22 protein-coding genes are annotated in these 20,681 nt (G+C 68.3%); 13 read left to right on the forward strand and 9 right to left on the reverse strand.

The genetic code is table 11. The annotated features are described in order from the left end of the window. Positions 1 to 37 precede the first annotated feature (37 nt). The 9 genes from ctaD (at position 38) to FVE89_RS12950 (ending at position 8,558) form a co-directional block, all read left to right on the forward strand. Positions 38 to 1,666: a cytochrome c oxidase subunit I gene (gene ctaD / locus FVE89_RS12915; RefSeq protein ID WP_160534338.1), complete on the forward strand. Its 1,629-nt coding sequence runs from the start codon at positions 38 to 40 to the stop codon at positions 1,664 to 1,666. Positions 1,667 to 1,880: 214 nt separating this feature from the next. Then, positions 1,881 to 2,831 (forward strand): heme o synthase, encoded by a 951-nt coding sequence (locus tag FVE89_RS12920; protein WP_160534339.1) that lies wholly within the window; start codon positions 1,881 to 1,883, stop codon positions 2,829 to 2,831. A gap of 5 nt (positions 2,832 to 2,836) precedes the next feature. Beyond that, the gene (locus tag FVE89_RS30525) at positions 2,837 to 3,001 is read left to right on the forward strand and encodes a hypothetical protein (protein ID WP_202130747.1); all 165 of its coding nucleotides are present in this window, start codon (positions 2,837 to 2,839) and stop codon (positions 2,999 to 3,001) included. Positions 3,002 to 3,012: 11 nt separating this feature from the next. Then, positions 3,013 to 3,624, forward strand: coding sequence for a cytochrome c oxidase assembly protein (locus FVE89_RS12925; RefSeq protein ID WP_160534340.1), 612 nt, complete (start codon positions 3,013 to 3,015; stop codon positions 3,622 to 3,624). Between the two features lie 169 nt (positions 3,625 to 3,793). Continuing rightward, the gene (locus FVE89_RS12930) at positions 3,794 to 4,654 is read left to right on the forward strand and encodes a cytochrome c oxidase subunit 3 (protein WP_160534341.1); all 861 of its coding nucleotides are present in this window, start codon (positions 3,794 to 3,796) and stop codon (positions 4,652 to 4,654) included. Between the two features lie 147 nt (positions 4,655 to 4,801). Continuing rightward, the gene (locus tag FVE89_RS12935) at positions 4,802 to 5,176 is read left to right on the forward strand and encodes a DUF983 domain-containing protein (RefSeq protein WP_342389862.1); all 375 of its coding nucleotides are present in this window, start codon (positions 4,802 to 4,804) and stop codon (positions 5,174 to 5,176) included. Next, entirely contained in the window at positions 5,173 to 5,937 is a 765-nt protein-coding gene (locus tag FVE89_RS12940; protein WP_342389861.1) for an SURF1 family protein, read from the forward strand. Before FVE89_RS12935 ends, FVE89_RS12940 begins: the two co-directional genes overlap by 4 nt. Positions 5,938 to 6,145: 208 nt before the next feature. Continuing rightward, complete coding sequence (sfnG, locus tag FVE89_RS12945) at positions 6,146 to 7,261, forward strand: dimethylsulfone monooxygenase SfnG (protein ID WP_160534342.1); 1,116 nt, start codon at positions 6,146 to 6,148, stop codon at positions 7,259 to 7,261. A 40-nt stretch (positions 7,262 to 7,301) separates the two neighbouring features. Then, positions 7,302 to 8,558: an SfnB family sulfur acquisition oxidoreductase gene (locus tag FVE89_RS12950; RefSeq protein WP_160534343.1), complete on the forward strand. Its 1,257-nt coding sequence runs from the start codon at positions 7,302 to 7,304 to the stop codon at positions 8,556 to 8,558. Positions 8,559 to 8,579: 21 nt separating this feature from the next. Here the strand turns inward: FVE89_RS12950 and FVE89_RS12955 are convergent, their stop codons facing one another. The 3 genes from FVE89_RS12955 to FVE89_RS12965 form a co-directional block, all read right to left on the reverse strand. Beyond that, positions 8,580 to 9,467, reverse strand: coding sequence for a cation diffusion facilitator family transporter (locus tag FVE89_RS12955; RefSeq protein WP_160534344.1), 888 nt, complete (start codon positions 9,465 to 9,467; stop codon positions 8,580 to 8,582). Between the two features lie 97 nt (positions 9,468 to 9,564). Further along, positions 9,565 to 9,786 carry a hypothetical protein gene (locus FVE89_RS12960; RefSeq protein ID WP_160534345.1) on the reverse strand — a complete coding sequence of 74 codons (222 nt, stop codon included), beginning with the start codon at positions 9,784 to 9,786 and terminating at the stop codon, positions 9,565 to 9,567. A gap of 6 nt (positions 9,787 to 9,792) precedes the next feature. Further along, positions 9,793 to 10,041: a hypothetical protein gene (locus FVE89_RS12965; RefSeq protein WP_160534346.1), complete on the reverse strand. Its 249-nt coding sequence runs from the start codon at positions 10,039 to 10,041 to the stop codon at positions 9,793 to 9,795. Between the two features lie 98 nt (positions 10,042 to 10,139). On the opposite strand from FVE89_RS12965, the gene queA reads away from it, so the two are divergent. Together queA and tgt are read left to right on the forward strand one after the other, a co-directional pair. Next, positions 10,140 to 11,204: a tRNA preQ1(34) S-adenosylmethionine ribosyltransferase-isomerase QueA gene (gene queA, locus FVE89_RS12970; protein ID WP_160534347.1), complete on the forward strand. Its 1,065-nt coding sequence runs from the start codon at positions 10,140 to 10,142 to the stop codon at positions 11,202 to 11,204. Further along, positions 11,201 to 12,337, forward strand: coding sequence for a tRNA guanosine(34) transglycosylase Tgt (tgt, locus tag FVE89_RS12975; protein ID WP_160534348.1), 1,137 nt, complete (start codon positions 11,201 to 11,203; stop codon positions 12,335 to 12,337). Before queA ends, tgt begins: the two co-directional genes overlap by 4 nt. Positions 12,338 to 12,344: 7 nt before the next feature. On the opposite strand, the gene FVE89_RS12980 is transcribed toward tgt, so the two are convergent. The 6 genes from FVE89_RS12980 to FVE89_RS13005 form a co-directional block, all read right to left on the reverse strand. Continuing rightward, positions 12,345 to 13,397: a hypothetical protein gene (locus tag FVE89_RS12980; protein ID WP_246730663.1), complete on the reverse strand. Its 1,053-nt coding sequence runs from the start codon at positions 13,395 to 13,397 to the stop codon at positions 12,345 to 12,347. 629 nt (positions 13,398 to 14,026) lie between these two features. Continuing rightward, positions 14,027 to 15,043 carry a biotin-dependent carboxyltransferase family protein gene (locus FVE89_RS12985; protein WP_160534349.1) on the reverse strand — a complete coding sequence of 339 codons (1,017 nt, stop codon included), beginning with the start codon at positions 15,041 to 15,043 and terminating at the stop codon, positions 14,027 to 14,029. Next, on the reverse strand, positions 15,044 to 15,775 hold the full coding sequence (locus tag FVE89_RS12990; RefSeq protein ID WP_160534350.1) for an allophanate hydrolase subunit 1: 732 nt from the start codon (positions 15,773 to 15,775) through the stop codon (positions 15,044 to 15,046). Positions 15,776 to 15,777: 2 nt separating this feature from the next. Beyond that, positions 15,778 to 16,593, reverse strand: coding sequence for a putative hydro-lyase (locus FVE89_RS12995; protein ID WP_160534351.1), 816 nt, complete (start codon positions 16,591 to 16,593; stop codon positions 15,778 to 15,780). Positions 16,594 to 16,661: 68 nt separating this feature from the next. After that, complete coding sequence (locus FVE89_RS13000; RefSeq protein ID WP_202130748.1) at positions 16,662 to 17,588, reverse strand: LysR family transcriptional regulator; 927 nt, start codon at positions 17,586 to 17,588, stop codon at positions 16,662 to 16,664. A gap of 47 nt (positions 17,589 to 17,635) precedes the next feature. Further along, on the reverse strand, positions 17,636 to 18,559 hold the full coding sequence (locus FVE89_RS13005) for a LysR substrate-binding domain-containing protein (protein WP_160534352.1): 924 nt from the start codon (positions 18,557 to 18,559) through the stop codon (positions 17,636 to 17,638). 155 nt (positions 18,560 to 18,714) lie between these two features. Between FVE89_RS13005 and FVE89_RS13010 the strand changes: the two genes are divergently transcribed. Together FVE89_RS13010 and FVE89_RS13015 are read left to right on the forward strand one after the other, a co-directional pair. Continuing rightward, entirely contained in the window at positions 18,715 to 19,131 is a 417-nt protein-coding gene (locus tag FVE89_RS13010) for a VOC family protein (RefSeq protein ID WP_160534353.1), read from the forward strand. A gap of 212 nt (positions 19,132 to 19,343) precedes the next feature. Beyond that, positions 19,344 to 20,654 carry an MFS transporter gene (locus FVE89_RS13015; protein WP_160534354.1) on the forward strand — a complete coding sequence of 437 codons (1,311 nt, stop codon included), beginning with the start codon at positions 19,344 to 19,346 and terminating at the stop codon, positions 20,652 to 20,654. The last annotated feature ends 27 nt before the right edge of the window (positions 20,655 to 20,681 follow it).

The following is a 20,681-nucleotide window of genomic DNA, read 5'->3' on the forward strand; positions in this document are numbered from 1 at the left end:
GAACCGCACCCATCCGATTCACAAGGCACCCGAATCCATGGCTACAGCCGCAGCCCATGCCGAGGCCCACGAGGTCCACGACCACAAGCCGTCGTTCTTCGCCCGCTGGTTCCTGTCGACGAACCACAAGGACATCGGCACGCTCTACCTGCTCTTCGCCTTCTGCGCCGGCATGATCGGCGCGTTCCTCTCCTTCGGCATCCGGATGGAGATGGAGGAGCCCGGCCTGCAGTATTTCTCGAATCCTGCGACCTACAACGTGTTCGTCACGGGCCACGGCCTCATCATGGTGTTCTTCATGGTGATGCCGGCGCTGATCGGCGGCTTCGGCAACTGGTTCGTGCCCCTCATGATCGGCGCGCCCGACATGGCGTTCCCGCGCATGAACAACATCTCGTTCTGGCTGACGGTGGCGGGCTTCTGCTCGCTCCTCTGCTCGCTGTTCGTCGAGGGCGCGCCCGGCGCGTCCGGCGCCGGCACCGGCTGGACCGTCTACCCGCCGCTCTCGACCGCCGGCCATCCCGGCCCGGCCGTCGACTTCGCGATCTTCGCCCTGCACCTCTCCGGCGCGGGCTCGATCCTCGGCGCGATCAACTTCATCACGACCATCCTGAACATGCGCGCCCCGGGCATGACGCTGCACAAGATGCCGCTCTTCGCCTGGGCCGAGCTGGTCACCGCCTTCCTGCTGCTGCTCTCGCTGCCGGTCCTGGCGGGCGCCATCACGATGCTGCTCACCGACCGCAACTTCGGCACGACCTTCTTCGACCCGGCCGGCGGCGGCGATCCGATCCTGTACCAGCACCTGTTCTGGTTCTTCGGTCACCCCGAAGTCTACATCATGATCCTGCCGGCCTTCGGCATCGTGTCGCACATCATCGCCACGTTCTCGCGCAAGCCCGTCTTCGGCTACCTCGCGATGGCCTACGCCATGGTGGCGATCGGCGTCGTCGGCTTCGTCGTGTGGGCACACCACATGTACACGGTCGGCCTGTCGCTGCAGACGCAATCCTACTTCGTGTTCGCCACGATGGTGATCGCGGTGCCGACCGGCGTGAAGATCTTCTCGTGGATCGCCACGATGTGGGGCGGCTCCATCCGCTTCACCGCCGCGATGCACTGGGCGGTGGGCTTCATCTTCCTGTTCACGGTCGGCGGCGTGACCGGCGTCGTGCTCGCCAACTCGGCGGTCGACAAGTACCTGCACGACACCTACTACGTGGTCGCGCACTTCCACTACGTGCTGTCGCTCGGCGCGGTGTTCATCATCTTCGCCGGTGTCTACTACTGGTTCCCGAAGATGACCGGCCGCATCATCCCCGAATGGGCCGGCAAGCTGCACTTCTGGCTGGCCTTCATCGGCGCCAACATCCTGTTCTTCCCGATGCACTTCCTCGGGCTCGCCGGGATGCCGCGCCGCTACGCCGACTATCCGGACGCCTTCGCGGGCTGGCACAAGGTCTCGACCTATGGCGGCCACATCTTCGGGCTCGGCATGTTCGTGTTCGTCATCGGCGTGGTCCTGGCCTTCCGCTCGAAGGAGCGGGCCGCGGACAATCCCTGGGGCGAAGGCGCCACCACCCTCGAATGGACGCTCCCCTCCCCGCCGCCCTTCCACCAGTTCGAGACGCTGCCCCGCATCGTCGACGAGCCGGGCGCACACTGATAGAACACCGCGAGGGCCGCATCCGCGGCCCTCGCCCTTCCCCGGAGGCCGGCGATCCGACCTCCCGGCAAGGGCGAGCGTTGAGGGCGATCCGCACGGGCCGGGGGACCATTCCCGGGCCTCGCCCACGCCAAGCCTTGGAACAAATCGAATTCGAACCCTGACTCGGCCGTGACGCGCGTGGCCGGGCGCCGGCACAGCAGCGGCAGACGCGATGACGAGCCTGACGAACAGCATCGGACGGGACGGCCCGGCCCCCGCCCGCTCGGCGGCCGGCGGGGACGTACCGGATTATTTCGCGCTGCTGAAGCCGCGGGTGATGGTCCTCGTGATCTTCACCGCCCTGGTCGGCATGGTGGTGTCGCAGGGCCATGTGCAGCCGGCGATCGGCGCGATCTCGCTGCTGGCCATCGCGGTGGGTGCCGGCGCCTCGGGCTGCCTCAACATGTGGTGGGATGCCGATATCGACGCCGTGATGACCCGCACGGCGACGCGGCCGATCCCGTCGGGTCGGATCACCTCCGAGGAGGCCCTCGGCTTCGGCCTGTTCCTCTCGGTGGCGTCCGTGCTGGTTCTGGGGCTCGCCGCCAACCTCCTGGCCGCGGCGCTGCTCGCCTTCACCATCGTGTTCTACGCGGTGGTCTATTCGATGTGGCTGAAGCGGGCGACCGCCCAGAACATCGTGATCGGCGGCGCCGCCGGCGCCCTGCCCCCGGTCATCGGTCAGGCGGTCGTGACCGGCTCGGTCGGAATCGAGTCGCTGATCCTGTTCGCCATCATCTTCATCTGGACCCCGCCGCATTTCTGGGCGCTGGCGCTGATCAAGGCGGACGAATACGCCCGCGCCGGCATCCCGATGATGCCGAACGTCGCCGGCCCCGCCTCCACCCGCCGCCAGATCGTCTGGTACTCGCTGTTCCTGGCCCCGCTCGGGCTGGCGCCGGTCGCGCTCGGCTTCGGCGGAATGCTCTACGCGGTGATCGGCACCGTCGGCGGCCTCGGCATGGTGGCGTTCAGCATCCGCGTCCTGCGCAACCGCGAGGGCGAGGCCGAGCGGCGCGCGGCGCTCGGCATGTTCGGCTTCTCGATCCTGTACCTGTTCGCGCTGTTCTCGGCGCTGCTGGCCGAGCAGAGCTTCGGCCTGTTCCGGCCGGTCCTGGGCTGAGCGCCATGCCGGAGCCCGAGATCCAGTATCGGCCGCTCACCCCCGAGGAAGAGAAACGGCGCCGGAAGCGTTCTGTGGCGATCGCCCTGGCGCTCGGGGCCTGGGTCCTGCTGTTCTTCGTGTTGACGATCGTCAAGCTCGGGCCGCAGATCCTCGCCCGGCCGCTCTGAGGAGACCCGCCATGGCCTCTGCGCAACCAAATCCGGGCCGCGGGGCAAACCGCACCGCGCTGGCCTGCGCCGGGCTCGCGGTCGGCATGGTCGGCCTCGCCTTCGCGTCGGTCCCGCTCTACGACGCCTTCTGCAAGGCGACCGGCTATGACGGCACGCCCCGCCAGGGACCGGCGCTTGCAGCCTCCGCGGCCCGGGCCGACGACGGCATGGTGGTCCATTTCGACACCAACGTCGCGCCGGGCCTGCCCTGGAAGTTCGCCCCCGAGACGAACAGCGTCGAGGCCAAGCTCGGCGAGACCAAGACGGTCTTCTTCCGGGTGCAGAACACCGGATCGAAGCCCTCGACGGGGGTCGCCACTTTCAACGTCCAGCCCGGCCTGATGGGCGGCTACTTCGTGAAGATCGCGTGCTTCTGCTTCAACGCGCAGACGCTCCAGCCGGGCGAGACCCTCGACGTGCCGGTGGTCTTCTATGTCGACCCGGCGGTGCGCGACGATTCGAACACCGCGCATCTCTCCGAGATGACGCTGTCCTACACCTACTTCGCCAGCAGGAACGGCGAGCCGGTGACGGGTGCCGTGGCCAACACGGCACCGTCTGGGCAGAAGCGGGGATTCTGATCGCAGGCGCGTGACAAAACAGGCCCGCAGCGACTAAACGTGCAGACAAGCTTGGGCGTGGTCCGTGCCGCGTCCGGCCAAGAGCAAACCACGATAAGAGCAAACAGCCAGCAGCGTCGGGCCGGACGCCGGAAACGGCGCAGGGCGGCGGGTGAGGAGCGACGGGACGATGGCCGAGGCGCACGCCAAGAATCACGACTTTCACATCCTGAACCCGAGTCCGTGGCCGCTGATCGGCGCCTTCTCGGGCTTCCTGATGGCTTTCGGCGCCGTCTTCTGGATGAAGAGCCTGCAGATCGGCACGCTGACGCCGGGTCCCTACATCTTCGGCGCCGGCGCGATCGGCGTCCTCTACACGATGTTCTCGTGGTGGAAGGACGTGGCCCACGAGGCGAATTCCGGCGATCACACCCGCGTCGTCCAGCTCCATCATCGCTACGGCATGATGATGTTCATCGCCTCCGAGGTGATGTTCTTCGTCGCGTGGTTCTGGGCCTATTTCGAGGCCGCCCTCTACACCGCCGACCCGATCCAGGTGTCGCGCGTGGAGTTCACCGGCGGCGTCTGGCCGCCCAAGGGCATCGAGGCCTTCGACCCCTGGCACCTGCCGCTCCTCAACACCCTGATCCTGCTGACTTCGGGGACCACGGTGACCTGGGCGCACCATGCCCTGCTCGAAGGGGATCGCAAGGGCCTGAAATACGGCCTGTGGCTGACGATCATCCTCGGCGTGCTGTTCACCGCCTGCCAGGCCTACGAGTACAGCCATGCCGAGTTCGGCTTCGCGGGCAGCATCTACTCGTCGACCTTCTTCATGGCGACGGGCTTCCACGGCGCCCACGTGATCATCGGCACGATCTTCCTGGCCGTGTGCCTGTTCCGCGCCTATGCGGGCCAGTTCACGCCGCGCCAGCATCTCGGCTTCGAGTTCGCCGCCTGGTACTGGCACTTCGTCGATGTCGTGTGGCTGTTCCTGTTCGCCGCGATCTACGTGTGGGGCTCGGGCGTCTTCCACGGCGGCGCCCACTGAGATCCATCCCGCCTCTGCATGGCGGGCCTGCGAAGGGCGGCTCCGGCCGCCCTTTTTCGTGTGCGGAACCGGCGAATCCCCATATCGAGACCGACGACCCAGAGGCGGCGCGGTCGCGAGCGCCGTGGATCGGTCAGGAGTGACCCCGTGGACCAACGCACCTTCTCGCCGCCGCCCCCGATCCCGACAGGTCTGCGGGGCCGCTGCCCGCGCTGCGGCGAGGGCCACCTGTTCAAGGGTTTCCTGGCCCTGCGCCCGTCCTGCGAAGCCTGCGGCCTCGACTATGCGCATTTCGACTCGGCCGACGGGCCCGCCTTCTTCGTCATGTCGATCGTCGGCCTCGTCGTGGTCGGTCTCGCCCTCTGGCTTGAGATCACCTACGAGCCGCCGATCTGGGTCCACGCCCTCGTGGCGACGACCTTGTCGGTCGGCCTGAGCCTGATCCTCGTCCGGCCGTTGAAGGGCCTGCTGATCGCGCTCCAGTACAGCAACAAGGCCGAGCAGGGACGCTTCAAATCGTGACTGGAGCCGCCGCCCGGGCTGCGTGGCGCGATCTCGTCGCGCCGGGACTCGCCGCGCTGATCGCCCTGGCGATCCTGCTCGGCCTCGGAACCTGGCAGATCGAGCGCAGGGCCTGGAAAGAGGATCTGATCGCCCGCATCGTCCGGCAGACCCAGGCGGAGCCGGTCGCTCCGCCGAAGGCCGCGGATTGGGATCCCGCCCGGGACGAGTTCCGCCATGTGCGCGTTTCCGGCCGCTTCCTCAACGACAAGGAGACCCTCGTGCACGGGCTCGCCCCTGGCGAGACGCCGGGCCGCGCCCTGCAGGGCTATTACGTGCTGACGCCCCTCGTGCGCGACGACGGCGGCGTGGTGCTGATCAACCGCGGCTTCGTACCCACCGAACGCAAGGCCCAGTCCGATCGGCGGGACGGCCTGATCGAGGGTCCGACCACGGTCACCGGCATCCTGCGCGCCAGCGAGGCCCGCGGCCTGTTCGTTCCGGAGCCGGACCCGAAACGCGGCGAGTGGTTCAACCGGGACATCGCCGGCATCGCGGCGGCCCGCGGCCTCCCGGAGGTCGCGCCCTACCTGATCGAGGCCGATTCCACCCCCGGCCAGACCACATGGCCCCGGGGCGGTCAGTTGCGGGTCGATCTGCCCAACAACCACCTGCAATACGCGTTCACGTGGTTCGGCCTCGCCGCCTGCCTCATCGCGGTCTTTTCCGTGTTCGCATGGCGCCGCCTGCACGAGACAGACACGCCCGACACAGCTCAGTAAAGATCCGCTCTGCCGAGGCGTGTACGAAGGACAGCCTCATCTGGGACGGGGCGAAAAAAGCAACGCGTTCCTTTGACGTTCGACCTCCCTAGCGGAATACTTCCCTTTGTCTTGAGCGATTGGCCGCCATCTGGATCATGTATTCAGTTTGCGGCGATCCATCGGGAGGGACGCGGCGCCGGGCGCCGCGCGGTTCAGGGAGCGCCGCATGACCAGCCATCATATCGCGACAACGGAGCGGGAGCCGATCCGCTTCGCCTATTGGGTGCCCAACGTCTCGGGCGGCCTGGTGATCAGCAAGATCCCGCAACGGACGAGCTGGGATGCTGAGTACAATCGGAAGCTTGCGCAGATCGCTGAGCAGTCGGGCTTCGACTACGCGCTGACGCAGATCCGCTTCACGGCCGGCTACGGTGCCGAATACCAGCACGAATCGGTGGCGTTCAGCCACGCCCTGCTGGCCGCCACCACGAGGCTCAAGGTGATCGCCGCGATCCTTCCCGGCCCCTGGAATCCCACGATCGTTGCGAAGCAGGTCGCCACGATCGCGCAGCTCACCGAGAATCGCATCGCCGTGAATATCGTGTCGGGCTGGTTCTCGGGCGAGTTCCGGGCCATCGGCGAGTCCTGGCTCGATCACGATGAGCGCTACCGCCGCTCGGAGGAGTTCATCCGCAGCCTGCGGGGGATCTGGACCCAGGACAACTTCACCTTCCGCGGCGATTTCTATCGCTATAGCGACTACACGTTGAAGCCGAAGCCGGGCCAGCCGCTGCCCGAGATCTTCCAGGGCGGCTCGTCCCGGGCAGCGCGCGACATGGCGGCCCGGGTGTCGGACTGGTACTTCACCAACGGCAACACGCCCGAAAATATCCGCGCCCAGGTCGACGATATCCGCACCAAGGCGGCGCAGAGCGGCAACAACCCGCGCATCGGCGTCAACGCCTTCGTGATCGCCCGCGATACCGAGGAGGAGGCCCGCGCCGTCCTTCAGGAGATCATCGACCATGCCGACGCCGATGCCGTGAAGGCTTTCGGCGACGAGGCGAAAAACGCCGGCAAGGCCTCCCCCGAAGGCGAGGGCAACTGGGCGAAATCCACCTTCGAGGATCTGGTCCAGTACAACGACGGCTTCCGCAGCAATCTGATCGGGACGCCCGATCAGATCGCCGAGCGGATCCTGGATCTCAAGGATGCCGGTGCGGATCTCGCGCTGCTGGGCTTCCTGCATTTCCAGGAAGAGGTCGCGTATTTCGGCACGCACGTGATCCCGCGGGTGCGCGCCCTGGAGGCCGCCCGCGCCCAGCGCGCCCAGGCGGCCTGACAATCCACTGCTCCTTCCCTCTGTTCGTCCGGAGTCTGCCATGAACATCGCCGTCGATGCACGGACCCTCGAACCCCAGGGCGCCCGGGGTGCACCCGGCCCTCAACGACCGCCGACCCAGGCCCATGTCATCGGCGGCGATTCGGAGGCGCTCGATATCGCCCGCCGGCTCGCGGCCGAGTTCCGCGCCGGCGCTTCGGAACGGGATCGCAACGCCGTGCGGCCGCTCGCCGAGCTGGATGCGTTCTCTCAGAGCGGGCTATGGTCGATCAACGTGCCGCGGGCCTTTGGCGGCCCTGAAGTGTCCTATCGGACCCTGGCGCAGGTCATCGCCATCATCGCGGCGGCGGACCCCGCCATCGCGCAGATCGCGCAGAACCATCTCGGCATCGTCGCGGCGATCCGGACCGTATCGGACGACGCGCAGAAGCGGCTGCTGTTCGGGGAGGTCCTGCGGGGCACCCGGTTCGGCAACGCCTTCTCGGAGCGCGGCACGAGGCGGGCGGCCGATTTCGACACGCGCTTCACCGATGCCGGCGACCATGTCGTCGTGCGTGGCCAGAAGTTCTACGCCACCGGCGCGCTCCTCGCCCATCTCGTTCCGATCGTCGCCCTCGATGACGCGGGCCGCGCTTGGTACGCCATCGCCGAGCGGGACGCGCCGGGCCTGACAATCATCGACGATTGGTCGAGCTTCGGTCAGCGCGGCACCGCGAGCGGCACCGTTCTGATCGAGGATGTCCGGGTGCCCAAGACGCATCTGGTCCCGGCCTGGAAGGGCTACGAGGCGCCCACCGCGGACGGCGCCGCGTTCCAGATCATCCAGGCGGCGGTCGATGCCGGGATCGCCCGGGAAGCGCTGGACGACACGATCCGGTTCGTGCGCGAGAAGGCCCGGCCCTGGATCGACAGCGGGCAGGAGCGCGCCAGTGACGATCCCTACACGATCCAGGCGATCGGCGACCTGACCATCCGCCAGCACGCCGCCGAGGCGCTGCTCGACCGGGCGGGGCTCATCCTCGACGCGGCGGTGGCCCGGCCGGATGCCGAGAACGTGGCGGCCGCCCAGCTCGCCGTGGCCGAGGCGAAGGTCCTGACCACCGAGGTTGCGCTCGCTGCCACCAACAAGCTGTTCGAGCTGTCGGGCACCCGCTCGACCCTGGCCGCCGAGAATCTTGACCGCCACTGGCGCAATGCCAGGACCCATACGCTGCACGACCCGGTCCGGTGGAAATACGCCATTATCGGCAACCACGCGCTGAACGGCGTCAACCCGCCGCTCCACGCCTGGAGCTGACTCCCGGAGCGGATCGCCGGGTCAGAGCACCGGCACGCCGCGGGCCTTGGCCTGCTCGCCGGGCTCGACATGGATCGTCACCACCGCCCCGGGGATGGTCGTCTCCAGGGCGTTCTCCAGACGGTCGCAGATCGCGTGAGACTCCTCGACGCTCATCACGCCGGGGACGACGAGATGAAAATCGATGAACGTCGCCTGCCCGGCCGCCCGGGTGCGCACGTCGTGGGCCTCCAAGGCCCCTTCGCCGTGCTCCGAGATCAGGGATCGGATCTGGGCCACCATCTCGTGCGGTGCGGCGCGGTCCATGAGGCCGTCGACCGATTCGCGCACCATCCGGTAGCCGGACCAGAGGATGTTGAGCGCCACCAGCCCAGCCACGATCGGATCGAGGACCGGATAGCCCGTCACCAGCACGGCACCCACCCCGACGAGGACGCCGCAGGACGTGACGACATCGGCGAAGACGTGCCGCGCGTCGGCGATCAGGGCCGGCGAGCGCCACCGCTGACCCCACCGCATCAGGGCCATGGCCCAGGCCGCGTTGATGATGCCGGCCACGACATTGATCGCCACGCCGAGGGCCGGGGCGTCGAGGGGCTTGGGGGCGAGCACGCCGTGATACGCATCGCGCAGGATCATGAGCGCCGCCACGATGATCAGCGCGCCCTCGATCACCGCGGAGAAGAACTCGGCCTTGTGGTGTCCGTAGGGGTGGTCCTCGTCGGCGGGCCGCGCTGCGACGCGGAGCGCCATGAAGGCGCCGATCGCCGCCACCACGTTGATGATGCTCTCCAGCGCGTCCGAGTACAGCGCGAGGCTGCCGGTGAGCCATGCGGCGTAGAACTTGAGGGCCGTGACGGCGAGGCCGATGGCGGCGCTGAAGAGTGCGGCTTTCTGGGTGCGGTCCATGGTCGGCGCCGAATGAGAGTCGGCGCGCCCTTACGGCATGAACCTTGGCCCAGGCCACGGCAAAGGTTCGACGCTCCCGAAAAGGTCTTAGCCTCGGCTAAATCTCAGCCGGACCGGCAGTGTCTCCACGGGCGGCCTCGCGCTGGCGATTCAGCGCGGCCTTGGCCCGGGCAGACTCGGCCTTCCGCAGATAGAGGCGGCGCTGCCATGCGAAGCTCGTGGTCGCGGCCAGGGTTTCCAGGCGCGCGGCCTCGCGCTCCCAGTAGCCCAGCAACTGGCCATCCAGGGTCACGCGCCGGGGGCGGCCGAGGGCAGCCACGGCGCGCTATGCCCGATTGGCGGGCGGCTCGCCCGTCTCGGTGACGACCAGCGCGTCCGGCTCCCCGCGGAAGCTGCCAAGGCCTGCATCCGGCACCGGGACCGCCGGGCTGCCGAAGGGCTGGCTCGGATAGGCTTCCTCGAACTTCGCCCGGGCCGCGTCGGCATCCGCGGCCTTCAGGACGATCTCGGGTTTCCCCGGCAGGGGCCAGCGCGGATCGGCTTCATCGCGGGGGCGGACAGCGTACCAGGGCATCGGTGAAGCCTCTCGCGTCTCGGTGACGCGGAAAACGGGTACGCCTCCCGCGGGTTCCGCGGTTGAAACCGGTTGCGGTTCCGTGCAGGCAGCCGGCAATGCGCGTGGACCTCTTCGATTTCGACCTGCCCGAGACCAGCATCGCCCTGCGCCCGGCCGAGCCGCGGGATGCCGGGCGGCTGCTCGTGGTGCGACCGGGCGCGGCGCTCGCCGACCGGACTGTCCGTGACCTGCCGGGCGCCCTGCGGGCCGGCGACGCTTTGGTGTTCAACGACACGCGGGTCATCCCGGCCCGACTCCACGGCGTGCGGACGCGGCCGGGCGCGCCCGGGCAGCGCACCGAGGCGATGCTGCATCTGCGCGAGGGGCCGGCGCGCTGGCGCGCCTTCGGCCGTCCGGCCAAGCGGCTCGCCCCCGGCGACACGCTGCGCTTCGGCGACCTGACCGCCACCGTGGCCGGGAAGGGCGAGGCCGGCGAGATCGTGCTCGACTTCGACCGGGCCGGACCCGAGCTCGACGCCGCCATCGCGGCCGAGGGTGCCCTGCCGCTGCCCCCCTACATCGCCGGCAAGCGCGCGGCCGACGCCCGGGACGCTACGGACTACCAGACGATCTATGCCCGCAACCCCGGCGCCGTCGCGGCCCCCACGGCGGGCCTGCATTTTTCGGAAGGGCTGCTCGCGGATCTCGATGCCGCCGGGCTGCGGCGCCACCACGTCACCCTGCATGTCGGGGCCGGCACCTTCCTGCCGGTGAAGGCCGAGGATACGGAGGGCCACCGGATGCACGCGGAGATCGGCATCCTGGATGCGGCGACCGCCGATGCGCTCAACGCGACCCGCGCCGCCGGCGGCCGGATCGTCGCGGTGGGCACCACCGCCCTGCGCCTGTTGGAGAGCGCCGCGAGCCCGGACGGTCGGCTCGCCGCCTTCTCGGGGCCGACCGACATCTTCATCACCCCGGGCTACCGCTTCCGGGCGGTCGATGCGCTGGTGACGAATTTCCACCTGCCACGCTCGACATTGTTCATGCTGGTCTCGGCCTTTTCGGGGCTCGACACGATGCGGGCCGCCTACGCGCACGCGATCCAGGCGGGTTATCGATTCTACTCCTACGGCGATGCCAGCCTGCTCTTCCCCGGCCCCGGTGCGGACCTGTCATGACCGATCCCCTCCCCTTCGGCTTCACCCTGCTGGCGCAGGACGGCACGGCCCGCACCGGGACGATCACGACGCATCGCGGCGCGATCCGGACGCCGGCCTTCATGCCGGTCGGCACTGCCGCGACCGTCAAGGCGATGTACCCGCAACAGGTCCGCGACCTCGGCGCCGACGTGGTCCTGGGCAACACCTACCACCTGATGCTGCGCCCTGGCCCCGAGCGGATGGCCCGCCTCGGCGGGCTGCACCGCTTCATGAACTGGGACCGGCCGATCCTGACCGATTCCGGCGGCTTCCAGGTGATGTCGCTTTCGGCCCTGCGAAAAATTGACGAGCAGGGCGTGACCTTCCGCTCGCATATCGATGGGACGGCGCATCACATGAGCCCGGAGCGCTCCATCGAGATCCAGGGGCTGCTCGGCTCCGACATCCAGATGCAGCTCGACGAATGCGTGCGCCTTCCGGCCGACCACACGGCGATCGAGAAGGCGATGCACCTGTCCCTGCGCTGGGCCGAGCGCTGCCGGGTCGCCTTCGGCGAGCAGCCCGAGCGGGCGCTGTTCGGGATCGTACAGGGCGGCGATGTCCCGGATCTGCGGGTCGAAAGCGCCCGCGAGCTGGCCGGCCTCGACCTAAAGGGCTACGCGGTCGGCGGCCTCGCCGTCGGCGAGCCGCAGGCGGTGATGTTTTCGATGATCGAGACGGTGGAGCCGCACCTGCCCTCCGCCAAGCCCCGCTACCTGATGGGCGTCGGCACCCCCGATGACATCCTGGGTGCGGTGGCCCGCGGCATCGACATGTTCGACTGCGTGATGCCGACCCGTGCCGGCCGCCACGGCCTCGCCTATACTCGCCACGGCCGGATCAACCTGCGCAATGCCCGCCATGCCGAGGACACGGCGCCGCTCGACGAGGCCTCGACCTGCCCGGCGACGCGGGATTATTCGCGCGCCTATCTGCATCATCTCGTCCGCTCGAACGAGATCCTCGGGATGATGCTGCTGACCTGGAACAATCTCGCCTACTACCAGGATCTGATGGCCGGCGCCCGGGCGGCGATCCGGGAGGGGCGTTACGCCGACTATTGCAGCGAGACCCGCGCGGGCTGGGCGCGGGCTGAGGCCGCCGCCACGTGAGCCTGCCTCAGGGGTGGGCCAGCACCCGGTAGGTGCCGGCCGGATCGTCCGCGCCGGTCGCCACCGCTTCCTTCAGGTCGGCGACGATCCGGGCCGCCACCGGCAGGCGGTAATGCAGCGCGTCCCAGTAATTCGCGTCCTGGCGGGTGAGCGGCGAGGCGATGCGGAAATCCACCACCGTGGCGCCGTGGCGGGCGCCGATCGCGGCGACGCGGCTCTTGCAGGCTGCCTCGCGCCGGCCCTGTGCCGTGCCGGGCGCGCCCTGTGCAGCGGCATGGACCGGGGTGAAGACGAGGAGCTTCAGGGCAGCGGCCGGAACGCGATTCAGGAGATCGTCGAGCCGGGCGAGCGCCGGCATGGGTGCGTCCTCCGAATCGGCGGCGGCCGTTGGATCGGCAGCGCCCGCGCGGATATGGGCGCGCGCGCGCTCCGGATCGTAGCGATCCTCCGGCGGGGTGAAGACCGCGTAGCCGTCCCGCCGCATCCGCGGCTGCTCCAAACCCAGCCGCGCGAGCCCGACCTGCGCGGCCACCGTGACGGAGCGCAGGTTCACCTGCCGCAGCACGCCCCAGGGCGCGCCTTCCGCGTAGAGCCAGTCCGGGAAGGCGTTGGCCGTGCGGGCGGGGGGATCGGCCGAACACCACGTCGCGTCGAGCCCGAACAGGACCGCGCGCACGCGATGATGCGCGAGGAAAAGCTTGGCCAAGCGAATCTGCTCGTCCGGCGTCGCGGCGTTCACGGCGAGATTCGCGAACCGGACGTCGAAGGCCGCGTCGAGGGCGTTCGGATCGAGCAGGCGGGCCGTCGAGGTGCCGAACACTGCTGCATCGAACGCCCCGCCCCGGGCGATCTGGGGATAGGACAGGCGCTGATTGGCGTCCATGATCGGCCCCGGGGGATGTCCGGGCGCGGCCCGCAGGCCGTAGGGATCGAGCAGGGCGACGAAGGCGATGATCGCGATGCCGATGAGGGCCGTCGCGGCGATGAGGCTGCGCGCGAAGGTGCGCCACGCTCGGGCCGCCGCTTCGTGAGATGACCATTCCGGCGATCGCGATGCCATGGACGGCGCTCTCGCTCCTCCGGCCGATGATCCTGCCTGAGGGGCCGAGCCCCAGCAACGCGATTGCGGTCCGGGCGGCTCAGGCAGGGATGGATTGCGTCTCGGAGAGACTGGTCGAAGCGGCAGAATTTGAATCTGCGCCCCCATGTCCAGGACGGGTACGCCACGCTCTCGTAGGGCCGCTTTCCCTCTGTGACAACCTTGCCCGTCGTCAGCGGGCCGCCATCGTCCGCGATCCGTGGCCCGACCAGACCGCCGATAGGCCCCGGTAATCGGGCGTTACGCACGGTCAAGCGCTCCGGTGCCAGTTCGGTGTGTCCGCCCCGGGGGCGGACTTTCCATCTCGCCATCTGCGAGATCTGACCTGTGCCGGCCTTGCGGAAGCTGTGTTTCGGCTCTCGAAAATCGACCTACAGAGCAGAGGTTCGAGCTTACGCGGGATGTGGCCAAACGCGCCTGGTCCGTTCCGGAGGAAAGCGGCGTGAAAAGCAGACGGCTTCCTGCAGATCCAGACCCGACAGATTCCGCGCCATCATGATCGTCCGTAGGCGTTCGTCAATTGCGTGCCAGCCAACCGCTACCGATCGACAAATTATTCGGGCAGAACGACACGGATACGATTGCGAAATTCAGGCCAGAGCATCGGTGATGCCATCGATCAGATTAACATTCAGCAGAAATTCTGGCGGAAAGTCCGTTCGCACCATTGGCTCACGTTGAATGTCACGCTGCAACGCCTCAGCTTCCGCACGCCGCGCGACAATTGCATCGCCGATCGAGACGGCGCTGAAGATGATCGGTGAACCGCCCTGCACCTGAGCCAGCCGCCCGAGGTCGGGGCCGATCACCGTGGCGATCTTCGGGTAGCCCCCGGTCGATTGACGGTCGGCCATGAGGATGATCGGCAGGCCGTTACCCGGGACCTGGATCGCCCCCATCGCCACGCCGTCCGACACGATGTCGTGGCCCTTCGTATGGGTGAGCGGACGGCCATCCAGGAAGCAGGCCATGCGGTCGCCCCGGGGGGAGACCGTCCACGACCGTTCCAGGAAAGCAGCGATCTGGTCGGAGGCGAAGTAATCGTCCTGCGGCCCGAGGACGACACGGATCAGGGACGGGTCTCGCGCGAGCCACGGAGCGAGGAGGCGCTGGGGGGCGCCATCGCCCATCCGGGCCTCGGCGACGGGGATCCGATCGCCCGCCCGAAGCCCGCGCCCTCCGAGGCCGCCGAGGGCCGAACGGGTATGGGTGGCGGTCGAGCCGAGGACCGGAGCCACGTCGATCCGTCCCGCTACGGCGAGGTAGCCCCAGGCCCCGGTGCTCCCCGCGCGGATGGCGAGTCTTTGGCCCGGCTCCAGGGTCAGCGCGCAAGCGGTCGGAAGAGCCTCCCCGTCAAGGGTCGCGCGGAAGCCCGCCGAGATCAGTGCGAGGCCGAGCGGACCTTCCGGCGCGCTGGCGGTGAGCCCACCGGTCGAAACTTCGATGGCCGTCGCATGGAGGGGATTGCCCACCGTGCGGTTAGCGGTGGCGAACATCAGCGGGTCCATCGGCCCGGCGGCAGTGATGCCGAAGCGGAGGTAGCCGTGCCGTCCCCCGTCCTGGAGGGTGACGCCCGGCCCGGCGTCATCGATTGCGAGCACGCGCACCTAATGTACCTCCTCGCGCCGTGCGACCCGCTCGCCCGCGGCCTCCCGGATAGCGAGGCTGGCGAAACTCGCGGCATCGATCGCCTCGAACCGGATCTCGTCGCCGGGGCTCACGAAGAAGCTCTCCGTCCGCTCGGGGGCGTAGAGCTTCGACGGTGTGGCGCCGAGGACGTACCAGCCGGTCGGCATCGGCACGGTGGCTACTGCCGCGAGGCCGCCGCCGATCATCACGGCGTTGGTCGGATGGGGCGGGCGCGGGCTCGGCCGGCGGGGCACGGCCAGAACCTCCGGCAGGCCGCCGAGATAGGCGAAGCCCGGCGCGAAGCCGTACATGTAGACCCGGTAGGTCCCGCCGGTATGGAGGGCCGCGACCCGATCCACCGTCTGCCCGATGAGATCGGCCACCGCCGCCAGATCCTCGCCGTGGGGGGCCTCGTAGCAGCACGGCAGGATCCACCGGGCCGGGGTGGTGGCCCGTGCCGTGTCCCCGCCGGTCAGGTCGCGGACATGCCCGGCCAGGGTCTCCCGGTCGAGGATCAGCGGGTCGTAATGGATCATCAGGGAGCGGTATGTCGGTACCGTCTCGGTGAGGCCCGCCGGACGGTTGGCGGCAAGCGCATCGTCGAGGGCGAGAACCCGGTCGCTGATCGACGGATCGACCATGGTGCCGAATTCGACGACGAGCGCCGCCTCGCCCGCATCCAGGAGGCGTGGCGTTCCATTCTCGGTCATCGTCAGCCCGTCGCGAACTCTGTATTGAGGCGATCCGTGACGAGCATGCAGCCGGGAGCATGGGTGATCGCGAAGTCCGGCCGTGCCGCCGCGATCACCGATTGCGGGGTGACGCCGCAGGCCCAGAAGACGGGGATCTCATCCGGCCCGACCGGCACGGGATCCCCGTAATCGACGCGGTCCAGATCGTCGATTCCGATGAGATCCGGCCGCGCGAGGTGGACGGGAGCCCCGTGGACGCGTGGATAGCGACTGGTGACCTCGACCGCCCGGATCGCCTGCGCAGGCGTCAGCGGGCGCATGGACACGACCATCGGCCCCGCGAACGGGCCAGCGGGCCGACACGCGATATTGGTGCGGTACATGGCGACGTGCGTCCCCCGCTCGACATGGCGCAGCGGCAGGCCCGCTTCGGTCATCGCGGCCTCGAACGAGAACGAGCAGCCGATGACGAAGGCGACGAGGTCGTCACGCCAGAGGTCCACGACGTCCGGCCGCTCCTCGACCATCTCGCCGCCGCGCCAGACGCGGTACATCGGGATGTCGGTCGCGATGTCGAGATCGAGCCCGAGTTCGGGGATCTCGCGGCGACCCGGCTTGGACTCGCCGATGATCGGGCAGGATTTGGGATTGCGTTCGGCGAACAGACGAAAATCGTCAGCCAGCCGTTCGGGAAAGACCGCGAGATTGCCCTGAACATAGCCATCGGCCATGCCGGCCGTGCAGCCGTTGAGGTCTCCGCCCCGCGAGGCGAGGCGGATGGCGAGGCCTGTCGCGGATGTCAAACTGGCCGATACGAGTGCGGAGTCCGACGCCATCGTCCCCTCGTCTGCTTGATGTCCCGTCTGGTTTAACGGCAGAGGAGATGACGACAAATTATCACTCGTCATGGATTTCCATGCCCGGGGTTCATAGCGATCCAGTCCGCAGCGACCTCCAGGGCGATCTGGGTCGCTGCGGCGCTCAACCCCTGATCGGGAGCATTCTCGTAGGCTGCCACGAAGGTGACGTCCGGCAGGCGGACCCTGGCGTCGAGCACCCGCAACTGCCCCCTGTCGATCTCAGATCGAACGACCTCGGCGGGGATCGCGCCGATTCCCGTCCCTTCGATCGCCATGCGGATGATCGCCGACAGGGACGCGCTCGTGTAGAGGCGTAGCGGCGGCAGGTCCGCCTGGGCGAGCAGGTCCCGCAGATGCGTGTGGGGCATCGTGTTGGGCGGGAAGGTGATGATCGGGTGTCGCGTGAGGTCGGCCAGATCGACCGGGCCGGCGGCGATGGGAAGGCGCGGCGACGCGATCCAGGCCGTGGAGAAGCGTCCGAGGGGCACGTTGACGAGGCGGGGCGTCGTGACCGGCCCGACCAGGAAGGCTAGGTCGAGGTCCCGTCGCAGCAAGGCGTCGCGCATGGCGGGCGAGATGTCCACCGAAAGGTCGATGGCGACGCCGGGATAGGTCCGCCCCATCCGGTCGATGAACGCGGTCAGCCACGTGTGGACGATCGTCTCCGACACGCCGAGGCGCAAGCTGCCGCTCTGGGTGGCCGGGACCGTCATGGCGCCCACCATCTCGCCATGCAGGCGCAGGAGGCGCTCGGCGTAGCCCAGCAGTTCATGCCCCTTGGGCGAGAGGCTCAAGTGGCGTGTCCCCCGGTTAATGAGCGTCAGCCCGAAGGCCCGTTCCAGCGCGGCGATCCGGTGGGACACCGCCGGCTGCGTCGTGTTGAGGTGCTCGGCGGCCCGGCTGAAACTGCCGAGCGTCGCCGTCCAATAGAAGATCTGGATCGTTTTCAGATCCGGGATCGGGTCGGCCATGTCTCAAGGTCCGGAAGCGCAACGATGACCGCTGCCCGAAGCGCCGGTTACGAATCTTGCGGTCCCGGCCGTGTAAAGATCGTCCCGGGGGCCAGAGCTCGCATCAGAGCTTCGATGATGTGACCGTAACGGGTCTTCACGGGATGGGTCAGCACGATCCGGCGGGCATAGGCCGGATCGGCGACCCTGATCTTCCGGCAGGACGGGACATCCGGCCAAGGGGGCGCCCAGTCGGGCACCAGGGTCGCGCCCGCGCCCCGTTCGACGAGCAGGGCGATCGCTTCCAGGGCGTCGAGGGAGCAGAGTTCCCGCGTCGGGATGCGCTTGTCGCGCAGGTAGGCATCGCAGAGGCGGCCGCCCCAGGAAAGCGCGTCGTAGCGGATGAACCGTTCCGTCGCGAGGATCCGGCGGATCGCGCCCTCGGTATCCGAGCTTTCCCCCGCCAAGTGCCCGGGAAACAGGCAGATCAGCGGCTCGACCCGGAGGAGACGGGCTTGCACCGTCTTCGGCAGCGTGAAGGGAGGCGCGGCCGAGATCACCGCGTCGTACTGTCCGTCCATCAACCCCTCGTGCAGCTGGGCCGAGGAACCGGGGGAGATCTTCAGGTCCAGGGCCGGGTGTTCGGTGGCCCAGCGGCCAATCACATCCGGGAGCAGCCCGGTGAGCGCGGTGGAGATGGCTCCGATCCTGAGCGTTCCCACCAGTGCGTCGCTGACGCTCGCCGACGCATCGGCCTTCAGGGCGCGGACGTCGTCGAGGATGCGTCGCACCTGCTCCAGGAGGCGGTCACCGACGGGCGTGATCTTCATCTCGCGCCCGATGCGGGTCACGAGCTCGATGCTCAGCTCGTCCTCCAGGGCCTGGAGCCGCTGGGTTACGCTCGTCGCGGTCAGCCCTTGAGCGCGGGCCGCTGCGGCGACGGATCCCCGTTCGGCGACAGCCACGAAGGTTTCGAGGAAACGCGTCTCCAAACCAAGTCTCCGCCTCGTTCTGAAGGTGCCGGAACCAAGCTAATCACGCGCGTATCCCGCGTCTACACATCGGACGGTCGATACGACGCGTCGCGCGGTTCCTTCGGCCGGGGCACCGACGGGCCCGTCCGGCGGCACCGAACGGAGACTTGACCATGCGCAGCTTTTTCCACTTGGCCTACAACGTCCGCGACCTCGACGAAACGCGGCGCTTCTACGGTGACGTCCTCGGATGCAAGGAAGGCCGCAGCGCGCCCACCTGGGTCGATTTCGATTTCTTCGGTCACGAGATCTCGCTCCATCTCGGCGAGCCGTTCGCCGTGGCGAACACGGGACGGGTGGGAGACCACCTCGTCCCGATGCCGCATCTGGGCGTTGCCCTGCAGCTCGATGACTGGAAAGACCTCGCGGCACGCCTGAAGGACAAGGGCGTCGCCTTCGTGCTGGAGCCGATGGCCCGCTTCGAAGGCCAGCCCGGCGAGCAGTGGACGATGTTCTTCTACGATCCGTCCGGCAACCCGATCGAGATCAAGGGCTTCCGGTCCCTCGACACCCTGTTCGCCGCACACTGACCGTCCCCACCGCTGCGGCCCCAGGTCGTTTCCATCCTGACGATGAGATCGCGCGCCGATTGCTATCGATCGGCGTGCGATTTTGCTATTCGTAAAACGACCAACCAATAAAAACGGCAGATTATCGCTCATTCCGCCATGAATGGCATGGATGTTGCTGACGATACACTGACCGAAGCGGACGGATGTCCTCACGCGGGGAGAAGGACGACATGATTTCTGCGAGCGCGCAGCCTGCGATAACCGTCACGGCCGAAACCGCGAGCGCTCCCTATCGCAAAGCGACCCTGCGGCTCATTCCGTTGCTGATGCTGTGCTACGTCGCGGCGTTCCTGGACCGCGTGAATGTCGGGTTTGCCAAGCTGACGATGCTCGGGGATCTCGGCTTCAGCGAGGCTGCCTACGGATTCGGCGCCGGCCTCTTCTTCTTCGGCTACTTCCTCTTTGAAACCCCGAGTAATCTGCTGATGCACCGCATCGGCGCGCGGCTCACCCTGTCCCGGATCATGATCCTCTGGGGGCTCATCTCCGCAGCGTTCGCTTTCGTCCAGACCGAGTGGCACTTTTACACGCTCCGGTTCCTCCTCGGAGCGGCCGAAGCGGGCTTCTATCCGGGCGTCATCCTCTACCTGACCTACTGGTTCCCGGCCGTGCGGCGGGCCCGCGTCGTCGCCCTGTTCATCTGTGCCATCCCCCTCGCGGGACTGATCGGCGGCCCCTTGTCCGGCACGATCCTGGCGATGTCTCACGACGCCGCGGGCCTGCGCGGCTGGCAATGGCTGTTCCTGATCGAGGCCCTCCCATCCCTGATCCTGGGACTCGTGATTCTCGTCTGCCTCGACGACAGCCCCGCCAAGGCGCGGTGGCTGACGGCAGACGAGAAGGCGCTCATCGAGAACGACCTCCGCGCCGACGTCGCGGCCCCGTCCGAGACAGCAGGTCTGTCGGGGGTCGTGTCAGGCATCGTCGCCCTGCTCTCGATCATCGCCTTCTGCCAAGCGATCGGGCAATATGGGCTTTCCTTCTGGTTGCCGACGCTCATCGCACAGGCCGGCGTCAAGGGTCCCCTCGCCATCGGCCTGTTCAGCGCCATCCCGTTCGGCGTGGCGATCGTGGGCATGCTCCTGACCGCACGGAGTTCGGACCGTCGGAACGAGCGTCGCTGGCATCTCGTCACGTCGTTCCTGGTGGGAGCCTTCGGCCTCGCCGCGAGCACGCTCTTCGCCGGCGACGTGGCGGCCTCGCTCATAGCCCTCTGCGTGGCGGCGGCGGGCTGCTATACGGTGACAGCCCTGTTCTGGATCCTGCCGCCGCTCTTCCTCACGGGTGTCGAGGCCGCCGCCGGCATCGCCATCATCAACTCGGTGGGGGCGATTGCCGGCTTCGTGAGCCCCTTCGCCGTGGGCTGGATCCGGGAAACGACGCAGAGCACCAATGGCGGCATGCTGGCGACGAGCGCCTTCATGATCCTCGGCGCCATGCTCACGACGCTATTGCCGACGTGGAAGGGCGGGCGACGCTGAGCGGTTGGGCATTTTCCGCCTTTGTGG

The sequence above is a fragment of the Methylobacterium sp. 2A genome, from assembly GCF_009806555.1.
GTDB lineage: Bacteria > Pseudomonadota > Alphaproteobacteria > Rhizobiales > Beijerinckiaceae > Methylobacterium.

Coding starts and splice junctions, on each gene's coding strand:
- FVE89_RS12955 (WP_160534344.1), bottom strand. CDS start 9,467: ATGGACCGCACCCAGAAAGCCGCACTCTTCAGCGCCGCCATCGGCCTC.
- FVE89_RS12980 (WP_246730663.1), bottom strand. CDS start 13,397: ATGGCATCGCGATCGCCGGAATGGTCATCTCACGAAGCGGCGGCCCGA.
- FVE89_RS30525 (WP_202130747.1), top strand. CDS start 2,837: ATGCCGGAGCCCGAGATCCAGTATCGGCCGCTCACCCCCGAGGAAGAG.
- queA (WP_160534347.1), top strand. CDS start 10,140: ATGCGCGTGGACCTCTTCGATTTCGACCTGCCCGAGACCAGCATCGCC.
- ctaD (WP_160534338.1), top strand. CDS start 38: ATGGCTACAGCCGCAGCCCATGCCGAGGCCCACGAGGTCCACGACCAC.
- FVE89_RS12995 (WP_160534351.1), bottom strand. CDS start 16,593: ATGGCGTCGGACTCCGCACTCGTATCGGCCAGTTTGACATCCGCGACA.
- FVE89_RS13000 (WP_202130748.1), bottom strand. CDS start 17,588: ATGGCCGACCCGATCCCGGATCTGAAAACGATCCAGATCTTCTATTGG.
- FVE89_RS13010 (WP_160534353.1), top strand. CDS start 18,715: ATGCGCAGCTTTTTCCACTTGGCCTACAACGTCCGCGACCTCGACGAA.
- FVE89_RS12950 (WP_160534343.1), top strand. CDS start 7,302: ATGAACATCGCCGTCGATGCACGGACCCTCGAACCCCAGGGCGCCCGG.
- FVE89_RS12920 (WP_160534339.1), top strand. CDS start 1,881: ATGACGAGCCTGACGAACAGCATCGGACGGGACGGCCCGGCCCCCGCC.
- FVE89_RS12965 (WP_160534346.1), bottom strand. CDS start 10,041: ATGCCCTGGTACGCTGTCCGCCCCCGCGATGAAGCCGATCCGCGCTGG.
- tgt (WP_160534348.1), top strand. CDS start 11,201: ATGACCGATCCCCTCCCCTTCGGCTTCACCCTGCTGGCGCAGGACGGC.
- FVE89_RS13015 (WP_160534354.1), top strand. CDS start 19,344: ATGATTTCTGCGAGCGCGCAGCCTGCGATAACCGTCACGGCCGAAACC.
- sfnG (WP_160534342.1), top strand. CDS start 6,146: ATGACCAGCCATCATATCGCGACAACGGAGCGGGAGCCGATCCGCTTC.
- FVE89_RS12925 (WP_160534340.1), top strand. CDS start 3,013: ATGGCCTCTGCGCAACCAAATCCGGGCCGCGGGGCAAACCGCACCGCG.
- FVE89_RS12930 (WP_160534341.1), top strand. CDS start 3,794: ATGGCCGAGGCGCACGCCAAGAATCACGACTTTCACATCCTGAACCCG.
- FVE89_RS12990 (WP_160534350.1), bottom strand. CDS start 15,775: ATGACCGAGAATGGAACGCCACGCCTCCTGGATGCGGGCGAGGCGGCG.